This window comes from Bradyrhizobium sp. AUGA SZCCT0222 (genome assembly GCF_018130205.1).
Classification (GTDB): domain Bacteria; phylum Pseudomonadota; class Alphaproteobacteria; order Rhizobiales; family Xanthobacteraceae; genus Bradyrhizobium.
The window spans coordinates 1-20,458 of sequence record NZ_JAFCLX010000026.1; the positions used below are offsets into that span (position 1 = coordinate 1).

General features: G+C 63.6%; 23 protein-coding genes and 1 tRNA gene. 16 read left to right on the top strand and 8 right to left on the bottom strand.

Annotated features, from left to right (window positions below; genetic code table 11):
* Positions 1-644 precede the first annotated feature (644 nt).
* The 8 genes from JQ629_RS21985 to JQ629_RS22020 all read left to right on the top strand — a co-directional run bounded on the left by JQ629_RS21985 (position 645) and on the right by JQ629_RS22020 (position 7,700).
* Positions 645-1,793: a thiolase family protein gene (locus tag JQ629_RS21985; RefSeq protein WP_212414424.1), complete on the top strand. Its 1,149-nt coding sequence runs from the start codon at positions 645-647 to the stop codon at positions 1,791-1,793.
* Entirely contained in the window at positions 1,793-2,182 is a 390-nt protein-coding gene (locus JQ629_RS21990) for a Zn-ribbon domain-containing OB-fold protein (protein WP_212414425.1), read from the top strand. The genes JQ629_RS21985 and JQ629_RS21990 overlap by 1 nt, the downstream gene beginning before the upstream one ends.
* 199 nt (positions 2,183-2,381) lie before the next feature.
* The gene (locus JQ629_RS21995) at positions 2,382-3,242 is read left to right on the top strand and encodes a MaoC/PaaZ C-terminal domain-containing protein (RefSeq protein ID WP_212414426.1); all 861 of its coding nucleotides are present in this window, start codon (positions 2,382-2,384) and stop codon (positions 3,240-3,242) included.
* A 109-nt stretch (positions 3,243-3,351) separates the two neighbouring features.
* A complete protein-coding gene (locus JQ629_RS22000; RefSeq protein WP_212414427.1) occupies positions 3,352-4,230 on the top strand; it encodes an SDR family oxidoreductase in 879 nt (292 codons plus the stop codon).
* 28 nt (positions 4,231-4,258) lie between these two features.
* Entirely contained in the window at positions 4,259-4,711 is a 453-nt protein-coding gene (locus tag JQ629_RS22005) for a GNAT family N-acetyltransferase (RefSeq protein ID WP_212414428.1), read from the top strand.
* A gap of 71 nt (positions 4,712-4,782) precedes the next feature.
* The gene (locus JQ629_RS22010; protein WP_212414429.1) at positions 4,783-5,736 is read left to right on the top strand and encodes a dihydrodipicolinate synthase family protein; all 954 of its coding nucleotides are present in this window, start codon (positions 4,783-4,785) and stop codon (positions 5,734-5,736) included.
* 127 nt (positions 5,737-5,863) lie between these two features.
* A complete protein-coding gene (locus JQ629_RS22015) occupies positions 5,864-6,688 on the top strand; it encodes an NUDIX hydrolase (protein ID WP_212414430.1) in 825 nt (274 codons plus the stop codon).
* A 94-nt stretch (positions 6,689-6,782) separates the two neighbouring features.
* Positions 6,783-7,700 (top strand): DMT family transporter, encoded by a 918-nt coding sequence (locus tag JQ629_RS22020; RefSeq protein WP_212414431.1) that lies wholly within the window; start codon positions 6,783-6,785, stop codon positions 7,698-7,700.
* A 1-nt stretch (position 7,701) separates the two neighbouring features.
* Here the strand turns inward: JQ629_RS22020 and JQ629_RS22025 are convergent, their stop codons facing one another.
* Positions 7,702-8,124 (bottom strand): nuclear transport factor 2 family protein, encoded by a 423-nt coding sequence (locus JQ629_RS22025; protein WP_212387991.1) that lies wholly within the window; start codon positions 8,122-8,124, stop codon positions 7,702-7,704.
* Between the two features lie 69 nt (positions 8,125-8,193).
* On the opposite strand from JQ629_RS22025, the gene JQ629_RS22030 reads away from it, so the two are divergent.
* The 3 genes from JQ629_RS22030 to JQ629_RS22040 all read left to right on the top strand — a co-directional run bounded on the left by JQ629_RS22030 (position 8,194) and on the right by JQ629_RS22040 (position 12,308).
* Positions 8,194-8,964 (top strand): helix-turn-helix domain-containing protein, encoded by a 771-nt coding sequence (locus JQ629_RS22030; protein WP_212414432.1) that lies wholly within the window; start codon positions 8,194-8,196, stop codon positions 8,962-8,964.
* A gap of 292 nt (positions 8,965-9,256) precedes the next feature.
* On the top strand, positions 9,257-11,938 hold the full coding sequence (locus JQ629_RS22035; protein ID WP_212414433.1) for a PAS domain S-box protein: 2,682 nt from the start codon (positions 9,257-9,259) through the stop codon (positions 11,936-11,938).
* Between the two features lie 16 nt (positions 11,939-11,954).
* Positions 11,955-12,308 carry a cupin domain-containing protein gene (locus tag JQ629_RS22040; protein ID WP_212414434.1) on the top strand — a complete coding sequence of 118 codons (354 nt, stop codon included), beginning with the start codon at positions 11,955-11,957 and terminating at the stop codon, positions 12,306-12,308.
* Positions 12,309-12,334: 26 nt separating this feature from the next.
* Here JQ629_RS22040 and JQ629_RS22045 read toward each other — a convergent pair whose 3' ends face one another.
* On the bottom strand, positions 12,335-12,682 hold the full coding sequence (locus tag JQ629_RS22045; RefSeq protein ID WP_192733799.1) for a GrlR family regulatory protein: 348 nt from the start codon (positions 12,680-12,682) through the stop codon (positions 12,335-12,337).
* Positions 12,683-12,910: 228 nt separating this feature from the next.
* Here JQ629_RS22045 and JQ629_RS37780 point away from each other — a divergent pair, with 228 nt between their 5' ends.
* Positions 12,911-13,357, top strand: a complete 447-nt coding sequence (locus JQ629_RS37780) for a hypothetical protein (RefSeq protein ID WP_212414435.1) — start codon at positions 12,911-12,913, stop codon at positions 13,355-13,357.
* Between the two features lie 9 nt (positions 13,358-13,366).
* Here the strand turns inward: JQ629_RS37780 and JQ629_RS22055 are convergent, their stop codons facing one another.
* Positions 13,367-13,750: a VOC family protein gene (locus JQ629_RS22055; RefSeq protein WP_192733798.1), complete on the bottom strand. Its 384-nt coding sequence runs from the start codon at positions 13,748-13,750 to the stop codon at positions 13,367-13,369.
* Positions 13,751-13,997: 247 nt separating this feature from the next.
* On the opposite strand from JQ629_RS22055, the gene JQ629_RS22060 reads away from it, so the two are divergent.
* Together JQ629_RS22060 and JQ629_RS22065 are read left to right on the top strand one after the other, a co-directional pair.
* The gene (locus tag JQ629_RS22060) at positions 13,998-14,573 is read left to right on the top strand and encodes a hypothetical protein (RefSeq protein WP_212414436.1); all 576 of its coding nucleotides are present in this window, start codon (positions 13,998-14,000) and stop codon (positions 14,571-14,573) included.
* 132 nt (positions 14,574-14,705) lie between these two features.
* On the top strand, positions 14,706-15,143 hold the full coding sequence (locus JQ629_RS22065) for a hypothetical protein (RefSeq protein WP_212414437.1): 438 nt from the start codon (positions 14,706-14,708) through the stop codon (positions 15,141-15,143).
* Between the two features lie 55 nt (positions 15,144-15,198).
* Here JQ629_RS22065 and JQ629_RS22070 read toward each other — a convergent pair whose 3' ends face one another.
* The 3 genes from JQ629_RS22070 to JQ629_RS22080 form a co-directional block, all read right to left on the bottom strand.
* Positions 15,199-15,588: a hypothetical protein gene (locus JQ629_RS22070; protein ID WP_409363289.1), complete on the bottom strand. Its 390-nt coding sequence runs from the start codon at positions 15,586-15,588 to the stop codon at positions 15,199-15,201.
* A 57-nt stretch (positions 15,589-15,645) separates the two neighbouring features.
* Positions 15,646-15,722 (bottom strand) — tRNA-Arg (locus JQ629_RS22075).
* 53 nt (positions 15,723-15,775) lie between these two features.
* Positions 15,776-16,030, bottom strand: a complete 255-nt coding sequence (locus JQ629_RS22080) for a hypothetical protein (RefSeq protein WP_212266138.1) — start codon at positions 16,028-16,030, stop codon at positions 15,776-15,778.
* 232 nt (positions 16,031-16,262) lie between these two features.
* Here JQ629_RS22080 and JQ629_RS22085 point away from each other — a divergent pair, with 232 nt between their 5' ends.
* The gene (locus tag JQ629_RS22085; protein WP_212266139.1) at positions 16,263-16,709 is read left to right on the top strand and encodes a hypothetical protein; all 447 of its coding nucleotides are present in this window, start codon (positions 16,263-16,265) and stop codon (positions 16,707-16,709) included.
* A 40-nt stretch (positions 16,710-16,749) separates the two neighbouring features.
* On the opposite strand, the gene JQ629_RS22090 is transcribed toward JQ629_RS22085, so the two are convergent.
* Positions 16,750-17,877, bottom strand: coding sequence for an S-(hydroxymethyl)glutathione dehydrogenase/class III alcohol dehydrogenase (locus JQ629_RS22090; protein ID WP_212414438.1), 1,128 nt, complete (start codon positions 17,875-17,877; stop codon positions 16,750-16,752).
* 109 nt (positions 17,878-17,986) lie between these two features.
* Between JQ629_RS22090 and JQ629_RS22095 the strand changes: the two genes are divergently transcribed.
* Entirely contained in the window at positions 17,987-18,862 is an 876-nt protein-coding gene (locus JQ629_RS22095; RefSeq protein ID WP_212414439.1) for a DMT family transporter, read from the top strand.
* A 101-nt stretch (positions 18,863-18,963) separates the two neighbouring features.
* On the opposite strand, the gene JQ629_RS22100 is transcribed toward JQ629_RS22095, so the two are convergent.
* Positions 18,964-20,403 carry a cryptochrome/photolyase family protein gene (locus tag JQ629_RS22100; protein ID WP_212414440.1) on the bottom strand — a complete coding sequence of 480 codons (1,440 nt, stop codon included), beginning with the start codon at positions 20,401-20,403 and terminating at the stop codon, positions 18,964-18,966.
* Positions 20,404-20,458: the final 55 nt, after the last annotated feature.

The window sequence follows — 20,458 nt, forward strand, 5'->3', positions numbered from 1 at the left end:
GCTGATGTTGCGATTGACGGTCGCGGCAAAGGCGTACGGCAAAAGCGTGTGGTCCTGGCGCCCGTAACGGCGTCAAGTCTTTCGGGAGCCAACGCTTCCGAGGGGCGACGGTGGCAATAGAGGCCGTCTCACCGGGGAGAGCGCGTCATAAGCCGTAAAGCCACTGCGCAGGGAATGTCGGATGTTCTCCGCTGCCCTGTATGCTCGTGTGCAGCTTTCTTAGCACAATCGCACGCGAGACCGCGGGTGCAGCGCGCATCCGGCATTCCCTGCGCCCTCTGATTTGAGAGGGCGAAACGATTTGCAAAACTTCGGGCGATCAGCGCCGCGAGAATGCGAGATCATGTCTTCGTCGTCCCGGCCTTGAGCCGGGACCCATACGCCGCGGCCCATCGGTGAGATCGCCGGCGTTAGAGACCTTCTGCAACCACGAGCGCCACGGAGTATGGGTCCCGGCTCAAGGCCGGGACGACGAGTGAGTATGACGCTGTCGCCATCCCGACCTGATACGATGTTCGCCCATAATCATCCCGACTTGAGTCCAGTCGCTACCGTCTCGCCTGACGGAATATTTCCTCGCTTGCCAAGGCCCTCCCGACAGGCCAGAAAAACGTTGGAAATAAGAAACGCCAGCGGAGAATGATTTGACCATCAAGGGCAAAGCCTACATTGCCGGGATCTACGAACATCCCACCCGGCACGCACCCGATAAATCCACCGCGCAGTTGCACGCCGAGGTCGCCAAGGGCGCGATCGAGGACGCCGGGCTCACCAAGGCCGACATCGACGGCTATTTCTGCGCCGGCGATGCCCCCGGCGGCCTGTGGCCGATGGTCGACTATCTCGGCCTCAAAGTGCGCCACATGGATTCCACCGATACCGGTGGCTGTTCCTATCTGATCCATCTCGGCCACGCCGCCGAGGCGATCGCCGCCGGCAAATGCTCGATCGCGCTGATCACGCTCGCCGGCAAGCCGCGCACCGGCCCGATGCCGCCGCGCGCCGCCGGCGCCGAGGCCGATTTCGAGGCCGCCTATGGCGCGACCACCCACAATGCCTACGGCATGTGTGCCATGCGCCATATGTACGACTACGGCACCACAAGCGAACAGCTCGCCTGGATCAAGGTCGCGGCCTCGCATCACGCCCAGTACAACCCGCACGCGATGCTCAAGGAAGTCGTCACCGTCGAGGACGTCTTGAACTCGCCGATGATCTCCGATCCGCTGCATCGGATGGATTGCTGCGTCGTCACCGATGGCGGCGGCGCGCTGATCGTCACCACGCCGGAAATCGCCAAGAGCCTGAAGAAGCCGCTGGTGCGCCTGATCGGCCATGGCGAGGCGATGAAGGGCCCGCGCGGCGGCAAGGATCTCGATCTCACTTATTCTGCCGGCGTCTGGTCCGGCCCGCGCGCGTTCGAGGAAGCAGGCGTCACGCCGAAGGATATCAAATACGCCTCGATCTATGACAGCTTCACCATCACGGTCTTGATGCAGCTCGAGGATCTCGGCTTCTGCAAAAAGGGCGAGGGCGGCAAGTTCGTCGCCGACGGCAATCTGATTTCCGGCGTCGGCAAACTGCCGTTCAACACCGATGGCGGCGGCCTCTGCAGCAACCATCCTGTGAATCGCGGTGGCATGACAAAAATCATCGAAGCGGTGCGCCAGCTGCGCGGCGAAGCGCATCCCAAGGTGCAGGTGCAAAACTGCGATCTAGCGGTCGCCCATGGCACCGGCGGACTTCTCGGCGTGCGCCATGCCGCCTCAACCTGCATTCTGGAGCGTGCGTGATGGCCGAAGCAAAGAAACTCCCCGTGCCGCAAGGCAACCCCGAGACCGCGCAGTTCTGGGAAGCCGCCAAACAGGGCAAGTTCCTGATCAAGCGCTGCACCGCCTGCGGCGAGCCGCATTATTTCCCGCGCTCGATCTGCCCGTTCTGCTTCTCCGACAAGACCGAGTGGGAGGAGAGCTCCGGCGAGGCGACGATCTACACCTTCAGCCTGATGCGCAAATCCCCCACCGGGCCTTACGCGATCGCCTATGTCACGCTGAAGGAAGGCCCGTCGCTGCAGACCAACATCGTCGACTGCGACATGGACAAGCTCAAGATCGGCCAGAAGGTCAAAGTCGTGTTCAAGCCGACCGACGGCGCGCCATTGCCGTTCTTCACGCCGGCTTAATTCTTCCCTTCTCCCCTTGTGGGAGAAGGTGGCGCGAAGCGCCGGATGAGGGGTTCTATCGGCTGGCTCATCTGCTCGCTGAAGCAACCCCTCACCCAAGTGAGTTTGTAACGAGCGCCGGTGCTGCCCTCTCCCACAAGGGGAGAGGGCGCATTAACGGGCGCGGTGAAAAGAAAGAATTCGGGAAGGACGCGCGAAAATGCCGATCAAGTATGAAGAGCTGATGGCCCTGAAAAATCTCGGCCAGAAATATGCCTACACCGACCGCGAGGTGATGCTCTACGCCTATGGCATCGGGATGGGCGCGGACCCGATGGACGAGAACGAACTGGCCTTCGTCAACGAGGGCACGCTGACGCCGCGTCCGCTCAAGGTGGTCCCGACGTTCGCCTCGGTGGCGGCCTGGGGGGCGGGTCCCGGCGAGATGAATCTCAATCGCGTGATGGTGGTCGATGGCGAGCGCGACATCACCTTCCACAAGCCGCTGCCCGGCGCGGCGCACATCACGGCCGACTCGACCGTGCTCGACGTGTTCGACAAGGGCAAGGACAAGGGCGCGGTGATCCGCCACCAGACCGTGCTCAGGGACGAGAAGGGCGAGAAGCTTGCGACACTGGTCGCCTCGCGTTTCGCGCGCGGTGATGGTGGCTTCGGCGGACCGTCCGAAGGCCAGCCCGAGCCGCACAAGGTGCCGAGCCGCGCGCCCGACAAGATCGTCGATATTTCCACGCGCCCGGATCAGGCGCTGGTCTATCGCCTGTGCGGCGATCGCAACCCGCTGCACAGCGATCCCGAATTCGCCAGGAAGGCCGGTTTCCCAAAACCGATCCTGCACGGCATGTGCACCTACGGCATCACCTGCCGCGGCGTGCTGCAGACCTATGCCGATTATGACTCGTCCGCCTTCCGGCAGCACGCGGCGCGATTCTCCTCGCCGGTCTATCCCGGCGAGACCGTGACGATGGAATTGTGGAAGGACGGCAACGTCGTTTCTTTCGAAGCCAAGGTGAAGTCGCGGAACGTCACGGTGATCAAGAGCGGCAAGACGGTGCTGGGTTAGCCCGTCATTCCGGGGCGCGCGATAGCGCGAACCCGGAATCTCGAGATTCCGGGTTCAGCCCTGCGGGCTGCCCCGGAATGACGGCAACAAATAAAAAGGAGAAACCACCATGGGATTACTCGACGGCAAGGTCGCGCTCATCACCGGTGCGGGCGGCGGGCTGGGTGAGGCCTACGCCAAATTGTTCGCGCGCGAAGGGGCGGCGGTCGTGGTCAACGATCTCGGCGGTCCCCGCGACGGCTCCGGCGGCGACCAGTCCATGGCGCAGAAAGTGGTCGAGGCGATCAAGGCCGAGGGCGGCCGCGCGGTCGCCAACGGCGCCGACATCTCGACCATGGCCGGTGGCCAGTCGGTGTTCGACGACGCCATCAAGAATTTCGGCCGCGCCGACATCCTGGTCAACAACGCCGGCATCCTGCTCGACGAGACTTTCGCCAAGGCCAACGAGGCCAACTGGGACAAGGTGCTGAAGGTGCACCTCAAAGGCACCTTCTGCTGCACCCAGCCGGTGTTCAAATGGATGCGCGAGAACGGCGGCGGCGTCATCGTCAACACGTCCTCGACCTCGGGCCTGATCGGCAATTTCGGCCAGACTAATTACGGCGCCGCCAAGGGCGGTATCTGGGGACTGTCGAATGTGCTGGCGATCGAGGGCCGCAAATACAACATCCGGATCTGGACGCTCGCTCCGGGTGCGCTAACCCGCATGACCGCGGACCTGCCGCGCTACATCGAGAACCCAAAGGCGGCCCTTGGGCCCGACGGCATCGCGCCGGCGGTGCTATACATGGTCAGCGATCTCTCGGGCGACCAGACCGGCAAGACGCTCGGTGTTTCCGGTCCCCGCGGCGTCCGCGAGATGCGGATGATGGAAATGGAAGGCTGGAAGCCGCCGGGCGAGGCCTGGAAGGCGCAGGATATCGTCGAGCATGCCAAGGAGATCTTCTTCTCCGAGGAGCAGATCAAGATGGGCGCACGCCGCTTCTGACGCCCGTCTCATCCCCGAAGGAGGCGCTATGCTCGCACTGCGGCCCGCTCGTCCCGAGGAAGCGCCGGCACTTACCGAATTGTGCCTGCGCTCGAAGGCCGTCTGGGGCTATGACGCGGCCTTCATGCAGGCTTGCCGAAGGGAGCTGACGATGACGCCTGCGGTCATCATGTCATCCCGCGTTCAGGTCGCTGAAGTCGATGGCCGTCTTGCCGGCGTTGCCGAGGTGAAGTCCGAAGGCGATGTCGCGCAGCTCGAAAGGCTGTTTGTCGAACCGGGCATGCTTCGCGCCGGCACCGGCCGACAGCTGCTCGATTGGGCCAAGGCCACGGCACGCGCCGCCGGGGCCACGACAATGCTGATCGACGCCGATCCGGACGCGGCCCCGTTCTACCGTCGCATGGGGGCGGTCGACGATGGCGTTGTTCCATCCGGCTCGATCCCCGGCAGGTTCATTCCCAGGCTCAATCTCTCGCTTTGAGACGGCCGCAAGTAGGTGGTATCACTGGATCAGGGATATCGCTCGCTCACTCCTAACTACGGAAATTGACCATGAAGCTCACCGCCCAGGCCGCAGGCACTTTTGCGATTGCGCCGACCCCGTTTCACGATGACGGCCGCATCGACGAGAAATCGATCGACCGGCTGACCGATTTCTATGCCGAAGTCGGCTGCGACGGCGTCACCGTGCTCGGCATTTTGGGCGAGGCGCCGAAGCTCGATGCGGCAGAGGCCGAGCAGGTGGCGATCCGCTTCGTCAAGCGCGCCAAGAACATGCAGATCATCGTCGGCGTTTCGGCGCCGGGCTTTGCCACCATGCGCTCGCTGGCGAAGGCGTCGATGGATGCGGGCGCTGCCGGCGTGATGATCGCGCCGCCGCCGCACTTACGCACCGACGACCAGATCACGGGCTATTTCAAGCAGGCGCAGGAAGCCATCGGCGATGAAATTCCCTGGGTGCTGCAGGATTATCCGCTGACGCTCAACGTCGTGTTCACGCCCGCGGTGATCCGCAAGATCGTGATGGATAGCCCGTCCTGCGTGATGCTCAAGCACGAGGACTGGCCGGGGCTGGAGAAGATTTCCACCTTGCGCGGTTTCCAGAAAGACGGCTCGCTGAAGCCGATGTCCATTCTCGTCGGCAATGGCGGTATGTTCCTCGATTTCGAGATGGAGCGCGGCGCCGATGGCGCCATGACCGGCTACGCCTTCCCGGAATTGCTGATCGATGTCGTAAAACTGCAGAAGGCCGGCAAGCGCGACGCCGCGCACGATCTGTTCGATGCGCATCTGCCGCTGATCCGTTACGAGCAGCAGCCGGGCGCCGGTCTCGCGGTGCGCAAATATGTGCTGCAGAAGCGCGGCGTGATTGCCTCCAGCGCGCAGCGCAAGCCGGGAGCGACCATCACCGCGACGGCAAAGGCCGAAGTCGAGTATCTGCTGTCGCGGGTGGCGCGGGTCGACCGCCGCGCCAATCTGCAACCGCAATCCAGTGCGGCGGGTTGATTGTCCCTCATGGTGAGGAGCCGCCAAGCGGCGTCTCGAACCATGAGGCCCCGGTGCTTCCTAATCATCCTTCGAGACGCGGCCAAGAGGCCGCTCCTCAGGATGAGGTTTTGAGGAGTTGAGTGTTATGACCGAACCCGCCAAAGCACCGCGCCCTGCGTCCACCATCCTGTTGCTGCGCGACGCCACGGCGCAGAAGGGCGACGGCAAGAGCCGCGCCGAAATCGAGGTCTTCATGATGGTTCGCCATTATGAGATCGACTTCAATTCCGGCGCGCTGGTGTTTCCCGGCGGCAGCGTCGACAAGGGCGACCAGGAGATCATCGCGGCGCCCGAACTTTATTCGGGCGGCGAGGGGCTCGACGAGGCCACGCTCAGCTTCCGCATCGCGGCGATCCGCGAGACCTTTGAGGAGAGCGGCATCCTGCTGGCGCGGCCGAAGGGATCGAAGACGCTGGTCGACGCCGTCAGGGCCAGCGAGATCGAGACCGCACATCGCGCCGATCTCTGCGACAGCAAGATCAGCTTCCGAGAAGTTCTGACCGACAACGGCATGGTGCTGGCGCTCGATGAACTCGTGCCCTATGCGCACTGGATCACGCCCGAAGGCATGCCGAAGCGTTTTGATACCTGGTTCTTCCTCGCCGCCGCGCCGCCCGAACAGGTCGGCGCCCATGACGGCAAGGAATCCACCGACTCGATCTGGGTGTCGCCGCGCGAGGCGCTGGAAGGCGGCGAGAGCGGCCGATTCAAGCTGCCATTCCCGACCACGCGCAACCTGATCAAGCTCGGCAAGCAGGACAGCGTGCAGGCCGCGCTCGAGGATTCCAGAGGCAAGTCCGTCGTCACGGTGACGCCGATCATGACCAGGAACAATGGCGGCCGTCAGCTGCGGATTCCGCTCGAGGCCGGCTATGACGGCGACGTGTTCGAGGTCGGCTCGGTCGGCTGATGCACGCATGCACACTTCGGTGATGAACGAAGTATCGCAAGTCTGCAGTCTGTAATGTCCGGCCCTGGCATGGATCAGGACCGGAATCACCGACATGGGCGAAAGCCAACCGCAACACAAGGCGATCGCGAGCGAACTCGGGCTATTGCTCCTGCTCGCGACGGCATGGGGCGCGTCCTACACGTTCCTGAAAGTAGCGGTGGAGACGATCCCGCCGATCACCCTGATCGCGGGCCGTACGCTGATCGCCGGGCTGCTGCTGGTCGTCATCATGCACTGGCGCGGGGTGAAATTGCCGCTTGATGCCGCGAACTGGCGCCGCTTCCTGTTCCAGGCCTGCCTCAACAGCGTCATTCCCTGGACCATGGTAGCCTGGGGTGCACAGGCGCTGGACGCCGGCGTCGCCACCATCCTCAATTCGACCGCGCCGATATTCACGTTTTTCCTGACATTCGCGATCACCCGTCACGAGGCGGTAACCTCACGGAAGCTGATCGGCGTCATCGCTGGCATGGCCGGCATCTGCCTGATCGTCGGCGTGCAGGCGCTGGGCGGCCTTGGTGAGCAACTGATCGCGCAGATCGTCTGTGTCCTTGCCGCGGTCTGCTATGCCGGCGCGGCGATCTTCGGCCGCAATTTCGGGGGGCTCGATCCGATGGCGCCGGCGGCGGGATCGCTGCTGTCAGGCGCCGCGATCCTGATTCCGCTCAGTCTCGTTGTCGACCGTCCCTGGACGCTGGCGCCGTCGATGCATTCGCTGCTGGCGCTGCTCGCGATCGCCGTATTCTCGACCGCGCTCGCGTTCGTCATTTATTTCCGTCTGATCCAGACGCTCGGATCAGTCGGTGCCACCGCGCAGGCCTATCTGCGCGTGCCCATTGGTGTGGCGTTTGGCGTGACCTTCCTCGGCGAGCAATTGAGCTCGACGGTATGGATCGGGTTAGCCTGCGTGGTTGTCGGCGTCGCCGCGATGACGATCCCGGCGCGGAGGCCGAAACCGGTGCCGGCGTAGCTCACGCGAGATAGGCGTCGACCGCCGCCTGGTCCTGGTCCCACACCCAGCATTCCCCCAGCAACCCATCGCGCACGGCATAGACCAGCAGCCGCTCGAATTCCTTAGCCTTGCCGTCGCGCTCAAAGCGCTCGCGCACCAGCAGCGCGCCGCGCTCGGGGCCGGCCATGATGTCGACGATGCCGAGCAGTTTTCGGCTGGTGCGGCGGGTGACCTCGGCCAGGATCGCGAGCGCGGCCATCTTGCCCCTGTGGTCGCCGGCGAGCGGGTTGCGGCCGAAATAGTGCAGCGTGAAATCTTCATGGTAGCAAGCCGCGAGCGCGGCGCGGTCGCCGGCAAGCCAGGCGCGCGCATAGCGCGTCACGGCCTCTCGGTTGCGCTCGATCGCGGCTTGGCTGTCGGTCTCATCAGGCTTATCTGTCATCGTGCTGGGTCCTGTTGCGGTCCGGCACCCTAAATTCGCCGGAACCATCCGGGCTTTCAGAAACTGGCTATGCGCGCAATCGGCGAGGCGAAATTGTTGGGGTGGGGCGCCCGCGTGCTCTATCTCGGCCCGGCCTTCGGATTGACGCCGCACCGCAATGCGACCGCCGTACTTGCCATCGGCCTCGATGCGGCGCTGGAAGTGGCCGACGACCCCACGGACACCGCGACCGACTATCGTTCCACCCGTAGCGTATTGATATTGCCCAACAGCCTGCATCATCTGCGGATTGCGCGCGGGCGCATGGCGTTCCTCTATGTCGATCCGCTCGGACGCGACCTCAAGGCATTGCTGGCGCGAATGACGGATACGCGCGCGCGAGCGGCGTTTGAACTGCGGGAAGAATCCGCGGTGATCGAGATCATGACCGGCCTTGCCGAAGACCGCATCGCGGCGCGCGACGGACGTTTGTCGCTCAGCGAACTGCTGGGCGTGGGCACGGGCACCAAAGCCAACGCACGGATTTCGGCGGCGCTGCGGCTGATGCGGGACGAACCGCACCGGGCGCACCGCCTGACGGAGTTGGCGGAACATGCGGGCCTGTCGGCGTCGCGATTCCTGCATCTGTTCAAGGCGGAGACCGGCGTGCCGTTGCGGCGCTACCGGATCTGGAACCGGATGGGCGCTGCGGTGCGCGCCTGCGGCGAGGGCTCATCGTTGACGGAAGCCGCCCACGCCGCCGGCTTTGCCAGTTCGGCGCATTTCAGCAGCGCCTTTCGGGACATGTTCGGCATGATGCCGTCCGACCTGCTAAAGGCGTTGCGGCCTGTGGAGGGCTAGGGTGAGGTGCGATCAGGTCCGATGTCGCGGTGTGGGCCAAGGTGGCCGGCATCATGCCGACCGGGGCCGGAGGCCAGCTATGGCCATTTTGCCGCACGGCGAAGCCCCCGCCGCGGCCGGAATCCCGGATTGGGGCAGCCTGGACTGGCAGTGTGACGCCAGCGTGACCCAGCGGGCGTGGACCGGCGCACCGCCCGGCCGGTCTGGCCGGCTTCGCGAGCTATTTCAGCATGTTCCCCACGACCCGAATAACGTCGTATATTGCGGCCGATAGGAGCCCGGCCTCAATAACATGACCTCTGAATTGCCGCCGAATTCGCCAATGACGCGATCGTTCTCGTTGTCGATCGGCCAGCTGACATTCGGCAGTTTCATGCTGGTGCTGGCGGTGATTATCATCACCTCCACCGCCAGCGTCATCGCCATCCGCCACATCGATGCGACCTTCGGCGAGCTGCAGCGGCTGCAAAGCGTCGGCGACCTCGCCGAGGATATCGACCGGCGCATGAACGAGTTGCGTCTGGCGGCCCGGGATTTCGTCACCGACCCCGGCACCCAATCGGTCCAGGTCGGCGAGGCGGCGACCTCGCTCGGCGAGGTCCTGAAGAAAACCCGGCTGGAGCTTGCTCCCGAACAGCAGGACATGATCGACGGCGTCACCGAGCGCCTGTCGACCTACCGCAGCGGCATCGAACGTATTTCCGCCCTGATCAACCGCCGCGCGGAGCTGATTGTCGGGCTACCGCCGCTGCGCGAGAAATTCGATGCCGCGATCGCCGACACCCCCGATCCACTGATCGCGTCGGCCCTGTTTCAGACCCAAAGCCAGATTACCTCGGCTTTGCTGGCGCGAAATCCGTCCGCCGCCGAACTGGCGGCGCAAAGCATGCGCTCGATGACGATGGCGGAGCCGAAGCTTCGCGCGGCCGTCGATGATTATGCCCTCGCGATTATCAACATCTCGACCCGCGAGCGGCAGATATCCGACATCGACAAGGAGGTCCTGGGCGCGGAGGGCCGCCTGATCCAGCGCGTGACCGAATTATTGCGCGAGGTCAGCGCGCGTCGCGGCCATGTGTTGTCCCGCGATTTCGCCCGGACGCTGACGGAAGCAAAATGGCAGAGCATCGTGCTCGGCACCGCCGGTGTCCTGATCGGGCTGTTCGCCTCGCTGCTGGTGGTCAGGCGCACGGTGCGTCCGCTCGCGACGATCGCAACCTCGATCCGCAAGGTGGCCGGCGGAGAAAAGAGCACCTCGATCCCGCAGACCGATGTCGACAACGAAATCGGCGATATCGCGCGAGCCGCCGAAGTGTTTCGCCAGACGCTGGTCGATGCCGACGCGGCGCGCGAGGCGGCGGTACGCGCGCTGGCCGAACAGCGTCTCGCCGAGGAAAGCTATCGAAAATTGTTCGAGGCGTCGGTGGACGGAATCTACGTCACCACGCCCGGAGGCGCACTGCTCAACGCCAACCCGGCGCTGGCGCGGATGATGGGTTACGCCACGCCGCAGGATCTGATCAACGGCCTCGGCGACGTCTCCGAATCCGTCTATGTCGATCCGCAGGCGCGGGTTGAATATGAGCGGCTGATGGAACGCGACGGCATGGTACGCGAGTACGAATACCAGGTTCGCGCGCGCGACGGGACGGTGCTCTGGCTCTCGGACAGCGCCAGCGCCGTGCGCAACGAGGATGGCGAACTGGTCCGTTACGAGGGAACGGTCCGCGACATCACCGACCAAAAACGGGCCGAGGACGCGGTCGCCGAAGGCCGCCGTTTGCTGCAGCAGGTGATCGATACCGTGCCCGCGGTGATCAACGTCAAGGACAAGCAGCTCCGCTATCTCCTGATGAACCGCTATATGGCCGGTATTTTTGGCATCGAGCCTGGGGAAGCCATCGGTCGCACCACGGCCGACCTGATGTCACGCTATGGCGCGGCGAAGACCGATGAGCCGGACAAGCGCGTGTTGGCCGGCGGCAGCGAACTCGGCTTCTATGAGGAAGAGTACAAGGATTCCACCGGCAATATGCGGCAATGGCTGGTCAACAAGCTGCCGCTACTGGACGCGTCGGGCGAGATCGAGAACATCGTCACGGTCGCGCTCGACATCGGCGAGCGCAAGCGCGTCGAACTCGAGATGCGCAAGGCCAAGGACGCCGCGGAAGGCGCGCTGCGAAATTTGCGGGAAACGCAGAATTCGCTGATCGAAGCCGAAAAACTCGCAGCCCTCGGGCGGCTGGTGGCGGGCGTCGCACACGAGGTCAACAATCCCGTTGGCATTAGTCTCACGGTCGCCTCCGCGCTGGAGCGCAAGGCGGCGAATTTCACCGCCGAGGTGGCGCGTGGCGAGCTGCGGCGTTCCAGTTTGACCGATTTTCTCGAGACCAGTCGCGACGCGTCGTCGCAACTCGTCGCCAATCTGAATCGCGCCGCCGAACTGATCCAGTCGTTCAAGCAGGTCGCCGCCGACCGCAACTATTCCGACCAGCGCAGCTTCGATCTTGGCGATCTCACCGAGCAGGTGGTGATGAGCTTGCGGCCGGGCCTTCGCAAACACAATCTGACGCTCAATGTCGATTGCCAGCCTAACCTGACGATGAACAGCTATCCCGGGCCCTACGGACAGGTGCTGACCAATCTGTTTCTCAATTCGGTGGCGCACGCGTTCCCTGACGGCAAGCCGGGCACGGTCGATATCCAGGTGCGCGAGTCAGGCAAGGACAATGTCGAGGTTCTGTTTTCCGACAATGGATGCGGCATGACCCTCGACGTTCGTCGCCGCGCGTTCGATCCGTTCTTCACGACACGGCGCGACCAGGGCGGCACCGGGCTTGGCCTGCACATCGTCTACAGCATCGTGACCAACCGACTCGGCGGGCGGCTCGACCTTGATTCGGAGCCGGGAGGCGGCACGCGGATCCAGATGATCCTGCCGCGCATCGCGCCGCTTGAAATGGCGGCAGAGTAGCAATCGGGTATCATCGATGAGCAATGGAATTGATTTGTCGGAGAAGCTGTCCACATTCTCCGAGCACTGGTCGCCACGCACGGTTACGCAGTTCAACAATTGCGACGTCATGGTTGTGAAAGTGAAAGGTGAATTCGTCTGGCACAAGCACGATGACACGGATGATTTCTTTCTCGTGCTGAAGGGCGTGTTGGATATTCAGCTGCGCGATCGAACGATCACGCTCGGGTCGGGGCAGATGTATGTGGTGCCCAAGGGCGTCGAGCATCGGCCCGTTGCGAGGGAAGAGGTCCATCTACTGTTGATCGAGCCCATCGGCACGCCCAACACTGGCGATGCTGCAACAGCCGCACCGCGCAGGACGGTGTGATATTCTACCGATGAGCGGCGGCTGGCCTAGTTCGTATCGGCCAGCTTGCGCAGCGTGGCGCCGAAAATCTGGCTGGCTTTGCCGACCAGCGCCGTCCCGTTCATGGTTCCGCGCGTATCGGTGAAGGTGCCGGATACGCCAATGCCGACGGGGGCCGGCCCGCCGAACAGCGGATTGGCATCGGGGCTCGACGTGTGACGCTGCACCAGCACCTCGCCCTTGAAGGTATCGCCCTTCACGGTGTAGCTGCCGGTGTAAAACAGATAGGCATCGCCGCCGAGGATCTGGCCATCCCGGAACAGAATCACACCGCTGCCCTTGCCGGATCGCCCGTCCAGCAGGCTGACGTGGATCGAATACAGACCGTTCTTCATGACGTCCCAATCCCGGCCTCCGCGCCCACGGAACCCGGTTATCTTTTATGCCAAAGCGGAACCTGCGGCGTCAACGTGGCAGGCCGCAAATACCGGCCGCAAATATACCGGCGCGAGCCCAACGCCGCCATGACACGCGGATGACTGGCGGCGGGTTCCGAATCAGGTTGGCCCGCGAAATGCATCGCCTGTTGCGCACCGGCCGGTGGGTGTTGGAGCAACAGACAGGTGAGCAACTGGATCAATTCCGGCGGCCATGCGCCGCGTCTTAACACCGAGAATGACAACCGCGGAACTTCGGGCAACCGCCATGGGGGCTGGCGAAAGACACTGCTGAGATCGGGTGTCGTGGCGCTGTGGGCTATTGCCGCGCAGGTCGGGCATACGCGCGATCTGGACGGCCGTTACGCCCATTCGCCGCTCAAGGAATGGTTCGACTCCTTGAGAAGCGGGAAGGGGCCGTGTTGCTCCGATGCCGACGGCAGCGCAGTCAGCGATGTCGATTGGGAATCGAGCAACGGCCGTTACCGCGTGCGCATCGAGGGCGAATGGTTCGATGTGCCCGAAGACGCGGTGATTACGGAACCCAACCGCGTCGGCCGAACCATGGTATGGCCGATTCGTGGCTACGCCGGATTGACCATCCGCTGCTTTATGCCGGGATCAATGACGTAGCGCGGTGAATCACGCGTATTTCTGGTCGCGCTCCAGGAGCTCGATGGAAATGCCCTGCGGTCCGCGGATGAAGCAGATGCGTACGCCGGGCCGGATCGTGGTCGGTGGCTTGGTAAACTCGACGCCCTTGGCCTTGATCTCGGCGGCGACGGCGTCGATGTCCTTTACCGTCAGCCCGAAATGATCGAGGCCTTGATACGGCGTCACCGGCGGCGTGTTGACGCCGTCTCCGGCCGCAACAGGGGCGATGAACACGTTGGCGCCGCCGAGCTTGACGTCGATCCTGCCTGGTCCGCGGACGATCTCGCCGCCCAGAATGTCGGCAAGCCAGGCTGCGGTCGCTTCCGGATCGGGACTGCGCAAATGGACATGGTCCCAAGTTACTGTCGGCATATTCGGTCTCCCCCAAGCGTCTTCGCGCCGCCAATCTAGCGGCCGGCCGTCCGCAATTCCATCCCCTGTCGTGCGCCTGGCACCGCAGAATTGTCGAGCTTGCGTGCAACCATTCTGGCCGTGGGTGATTATTGAGCTAGCGGCGGAACCGTACAGCGGCAGTCGTGTGAGAGGCCGTACGGTGTAACGCCCGTGGGGCCTTTTTCATGTGCGGGTGCGGCGACCGCTATCGCCGCCGGGTGAGGGCATGGCCATGATGATCGCTGGACGGTCGTTCGGAGCCCCGCAAGCGCGACTGCTCGCGTTGCCGGCCATCGCAATCGCGGGATGCGCGATCTGGATGATGCTTCCCGGACCGAGCGACGCCGAGGGCAACGCCGCAGCGGAACCTTCCCCGACCATCTACGCGCAGAATGTATCCCTGGTTGAAGATGGGGCGGCTCCCGCCGCGAGTTCCTTGGCAAATCCAGACCAGATGGCGACGCCCGCCGCGGTGACCGCACCGTTGTCGATTGCGCCGGAATCGAAGTCGCCGATCGAGGGTTTGAGGATTTCCTCGCAATCATGGCGAAGGGGCGGCCTCGGCTCGAAGGCGCTCGTTACCTTCACGCTGCGTAACGCCAATGATTATCCGGTGAAGGATGTCGAAATTGCCTGTGCCTTTACCCGCAGGGACGGCAGCCATTTGACCGACCGGCGGCGGGTGATCCCGGACACCGTGAACACCAGGAGCCGGAAGCACTATTCAGGTGTGCTGGTCGGCTTCGTCAATGTTAACGCAAACAAGGCGAAATGTGCGCTGGTGACGGCAAGTCGAACCTAGCGCTGCGAACCTGACTTGCGAACCCGAAAATGTGATCGCCGCCGTTGAACCTTGGGGATGCCCCAGGAACTAATCACCATATCTCCTGTTAGGCGATTGAACCGCGCGAATGGTGCGGGGGGAGCCACGCCAATGCCCGTAGCGCGTTATTTCCTGTTTGTCGGCGCAGCGCTGCTCGCGCTGTTGTTCGCGCTCGATGCCTTTGCCCCGCAACAGGTCGCCGTGGCCAGCAATTCGACAGGCTCGATCGACAAGACCGTGGTGCGGATCCGTTCCGACCAGAAACCGCCGGAACGCGTGGTTTATGACATGAGCCTTCCCACCATTGTTCCGCCGGCTTTGACCACCCAGGTCGCGGCGGCTCCGGCTGCGCCGATTGCCGACATCAACGCCCAGGCTCGGGTGCGTGACACCTTTGCCCAGTTCGTACCGGCTGAAGCCAAGAAGGTGGAGCCGCAGGCTCCGCGCAAGCGCAAGGTCGCCAAGGCTCGCTCGGTTCAGCCGTCGCCGATGCGCGTCGCCCAGCAGCAGCACTTTGGCTTTGGCTTCTTCGGGAGCAACACCTGGTAAGGGTCTCATGCGCCGCTTGCGACTGCGCCGCCCCCAGGCCGGGCGGTTTTGACGGTTACCGCGGCAATTGCGGGATTTTGTCGACAAAACGGTTGAAGCAGGTCAGCCGCTCGTCTTCCTCCTTCACGAACCGGCATTCACTGGCGCTCTTGGCGGCCGGCGGCTTGGGTTTCGGCTGCGGCGCATAGACGCCGTCATAGCAGGTCAGGCGTTCCTTCGTCGCGTCGTCGATATCCTGACAGGCTTGCAGCTTCTGCGCGATGGACAGGGGCTTGGCGGGCGCCGCCTTTGCCGACTTCTTCTCGGCTGGAGGTTTTTTCGACCCGACCTGCACCAGCGGTTTGTCGCCAACCGTCGGAGGAGGGGCCGGGTTCGCGGGGGCGGGCGTGGCCGTTCCCTGAGCAAACGCCGCGGCCGGATACAGGATCGCCAGCGCCAGGATCATCTTTCTCATATCAATCGCTCTCGAATGCGTGGTGGGCGGCCCGGCCTTGCGCCGAAATGGCGCACTCGGAGAGATTCGAACTCCCGACCCTCGGAATCGAAATCCGATGCTCTATCCAGCTGAGCTACGAGTGCCTGTAGCCCGCCCGATTATCAGACTTGTCCGGGCAGGGCCAGCAGCGGAACGTTTAGTAACAGGGGTGCCGGCCGCCCTGGCCGATGTAGGCGGCCGCGCCCTGGCGGCAGTGGTTGGTCGAGGGGCCGTCATAATAGGCAAAAGTGCCGGGCTGGGGGCCGGGCCCGTAATTGTGCAGGTAGCTGATCGGGTAGGGCAACGGCCAGTGCTGGCGGTGGTGCCGGTTATGGCGGGCGTCCGCCAGGCTCGGCGCCAGGGCCGCGGCAGCAAAGAGGGCGGCGGCGATTAAAGACTTGGCTTTGGGCATTTTGATTCTCCGGAAAATCCCACTGGAAACTAGACAGTTTTGGCCGGTCCGGGGGGAATTTTACGCAAAACGACAGGAAAAGCTCCGGAAAACTGGCGGAAGCTTGCCTATTTTTGGCCCCTAAAGGATGCTTAACGAAATCCCAACACAGTCCGGCCAAGGTTCTGCGGTGTGGTCTGGACCTCAAGGACCACCTTCCGCTTTACAAGGCTATCCGGTTCCGAATCGACCCATGCGCATCACGTCCCTTGCCCTGCTGTCCCTCTCGGTTCTGGTCGCGACCCCGGCGCGGGCCGATCTGCACATCACGCGCGACCATGGCGGCTACGTCGAGGAATACAAGACGAAGTACAAGCGGATCCGCGAGCGCAAGGAACGCGTCATCATCGACGGCATCTGCAACTCGGCCTGCACACTGGTGTTCGGCATCGTGCCGATGAACAAGATCTGCGTGACGCCCAAGGCAAGCCTCGGCTTCCACCAGGCCTATTACGACAAGGCCTTCACCTTCGGCATCAAGGTCACGAGCTCCGACGGAACGTCGGACCTGATGTCCTATTATCCGGACACCGTGAAGGACTGGATCCGCCGCAATGGCGGGCTCACCACCGAGATGAAGAAGATCAAGAACGGTGGCGAGCTCTGGAAGATCGTCGATCCCTGTCCGGAAGCGTTTTGAACCGAGCGCAATCGCGCTGGCTGTGTGTCATCACCACTCCCTAAAACGTCACCACGCCACGGATCGATTCCCCGCGCTTCATCAGCTCGAACGCGTTGTTGATCTCGCTCAGCGGCATCACATGCGTGATCATCGGGTCGATCTGGATCTTGCCCTGCATGTACCAGTCGACGATCTTCGGCACGTCGGTGCGGCCGCGCGCGCCGCCGAACGCGGTGCCTTTCCAGACCCGGCCGGTCACCAGCTGGAACGGTCGCGTGGCGATCTCGGCGCCTGAGGGCGCGACCCCGATCACGATCGACTGGCCCCAGCCGCGGTGGCAGGCTTCCAGCGCCTGCCGCATCACGGTGACATTGCCGGTGCAGTCGAAGGTGTAGTCGGCGCCGCCGATCTGGTCCGCGCCCGACTTCGTCATGTTGACGAGGTGGGGCACGAGGTCCTTGCCGACGTCCTTTGGATTGACGAAGTGGGTCATGCCGAAGCGCTCGCCCCACGCCTTGCGGTCGTTGTTGATATCGACGCCGATGATCATGTCGGCGCCGGCGAGCCGCAGTCCCTGCAGCACGTTGAGCCCGATGCCGCCGAGGCCGAACACGATCGCCTTGGCGCCTTGCTCGACCTTGGCGGTGTTGATGACGGCGCCGATCCCGGTGGTGACGCCGCAGCCGATGTAGCAGACCTTGTCGAACGGCGCGTCCTCGCGGATTTTTGCGACCGCGATTTCCGGCAGTACGGTGTAGTTGGCGAACGTCGAAGTGCCCATGTAGTGGTGAACAGGTTTGCCGCCGAGCGAGAAACGCGAGGTGCCGTCGGGCATCAGGCCCTGGCCTTGCGTTGCGCGGATCGCGGTGCAGAGATTGGTCTTGCGCGACAGGCAGGACGGGCACTGCCGGCATTCCGGCGTGTAGAGCGGAATGACGTGATCGCCTTTCTTCACGCTGGTGACGCCCTTGCCGATGTCGACCACGACGCCCGCACCCTCATGGCCGAGAATCGCGGGGAATAATCCCTCGGGATCGGCACCCGACAGCGTGAACTCATCGGTGTGGCAGACCCCGGTGGCCTTGATCTCGACCAGCACTTCGCCTTCGCGCGGCCCTTCAAGCTGGACCGTCGTGACTTCCAGCGGTTTGCCGGCGGCGGTGGCAACGGCGGCGCGAACATCCATGGTTATTCCTCGTTCAAGGTATTGCGATGTGGTCATGTCGTAGCGCGCGAGCGACCCGCGCGATCAGTCCTTGCCGCATAGCATATGATCGGGCACTACGCTTCCGCAAATGAACCGTGACCTTGAAGATCTTGCCGCGCGTGCGGCGCCGGCGATTTTCGTCGTGCTGTGGAGCACCGGCTTCATCGCCACCAAATACGTCGTCAACAACGCCGATCCGTTGACCTATCTCGCGATCCGGATGGCGCTGGTGGTCGTCTTGATGGCTGGCATCGTCGCGATCGCACGGCCCCGCTGGCCGGATCGGATCGGCATCTTCCACAGCGCCGTCGCCGGCATTCTGGTGCACGGGTTCTATCTCGGCGGCACCGCGATTGCGATTGCGCATTCGATTCCCGCGGGGCTGTCCGCGCTGATCCCCGGCCTGCAGCCGATCCTGACCTCGACCATCGCCAACCGCTGGCTCGGCGAGCGCGTCACGGCCATTCAATGGGCCGGCCTTTTGCTTGGGCTAGCGGGCGTGGTGCTGATCCTGCACAATCGGCCGATGAGCGGCGACGCGGGCTGGGGTTGGCTTGCCTCCGGCGTGTCGCTGATCAGCATCACGCTCGGCACGCTCTACCAGCGGCGGTACTGCAACGAAATCGACTGGCGTGCGGGTAATCTCGTGCAATACATCGCGGTTACGATCTTCTTCGGGCTCGGGGCATGGCTGTTCGAGGACAATGTGGTGCATTGGACCACGGAGTTCGTGCTCGCGCTGAGCTGGCTGGTCGTGGTGCTCTCGATCGGATCGATCGGGTTGTTGTACTGGCTGATCCGCCGCTCGGCGGCGACGTCGGTGGCGAGCCTGTTCTATCTGGTGCCGGCGGTGACGGCGCTGATGGCCTATGTGCTGTTTGGCGAGCAGCTCGATGGAGTAGCGCTTGTCGGCATGACCGCGTGCGCGGCTGCGGTGTTTCTGGTCAACCGGCGCACTGCCTAGAGCCTTTTCCGTTCCGATGGAATCGGAACGGGGCTCTAGATTTTTGATTTGACGCGTTTTCTTGACGCGAACCGGTCCACTTCGCTGGAAAACGCTCTAGTTCAGCGATTGCGAATGCTCGCATAGGCCGCGAGCGCGCGTTCACGACCAACCTTGTGCTCGATGATCGGCCGCGGATAGTTTTTGCCGAGTTCGATGCCGGCGCTTGCCAGTTCAAGCGGTGTCGCGGTCCAGGGTTGATGGATCAAATTGTCAGGCAGTTGCTTCAGCTCCGGCACCCAGCGCCTGACGTAGACGCCATCGGCATCGAACTTCTCGCCCTGCAGGATTGGATTGAACACGCGGAAGTAGGGAGCGGCATCGGCGCCACAGCCGGCGACCCACTGCCAGTTGGCCGGATTGCTGCCGGCATCGGCATCGACAAGCGTGTCCCAGAACCATTGCTCGCCCTCGCGCCAGTCGATCAAGAGATGCTTGACGAGGAACGAGGCCACCACCATCCGCACACGGTTGTGCATCACGCCGGTGTGCCAGAGTTCGCGCATGCCGGCGTCGACAATGGGGTATCCGGTCTGCCCGCGCTGCCACGCGCGCAATGCCTTGGTGTCGTGCTTCCAGGGAAACGCGTCGAACGATGGCTGCAGATTGCGCGTTGCGAGATCCGGCACGTCATAGAGCAGATGACGGCAGAATTCGCGCCAGCCGAGTTCGCTGAGGAATTTATCGATATCGGATGACAGGGGAGGGTGCTCGGCCGCGGCAAATTTTGCGGCGTGCCAGACCTGACGCGGGCTGATCTCGCCGAAGCGAAGATGCGGCGACAGAAGCGAGGTGCCCTCGCGGTCGGGGCGGTCGCGATCACCGGAATAGCCGGCGATACCGCCGGCGAGGAATGCCTTGAGCCGCGCCTGCGCCGTGGCTTCGCCAGGCCGCCAGTTTTCGCGCAAGCCGCCAGCCCAATCGGGGCGGGTTGGTTCGAGATGCCAGTCTTCCAGCGCATCGCTGGCAATAGCGGATATGCCGTTCAGCTTCTTCGGTGCCGGCAGCGGCTTTGGCGGATCGCCGAGGGATTGCACCCGCCGCCAGAACGGCGTGAACACCCGCAGGCCGCGGTTCTCCTTGTTGCGGATCTGGCTCGGCGCCACCAGCAGGTCGCCGGGAAATTTGTGAGTGGCAACACCACCGAGTGCCGCCGCGACCTGATCCGCCACCCGCTGGTGGGGTGCCTGCGCAATCTCGTTCCAATAGACGGCGCCGGCATCGACCTCGCGCGCAAGGCTGGCAATGACCGTGGAAGCCGACCCCCGGCGCAACACCAGGGACACGCCCCGACCCCGGAGGCTCTCCTGCAAGGCGCGCAGCGACCGCGCCAGCCACCAGCGGGCAGCACCTCCGAGCGGACGAACGCCCGGCGTCCTCTCGTCGAGCACGAAAAGGCATACAACCGGCGCTTGTGTGTTGGCGGCCGCAAGCAGGGCGGGGTGGTCTGAAAGGCGCAGATCCTCACGGTACCAGACGATGGCAGGGCGAGGACTCGTCATGCACGCATCAATTTCATCAAATTCCCAAGCCTTTGCCTAGGGTTGCATCCATTAA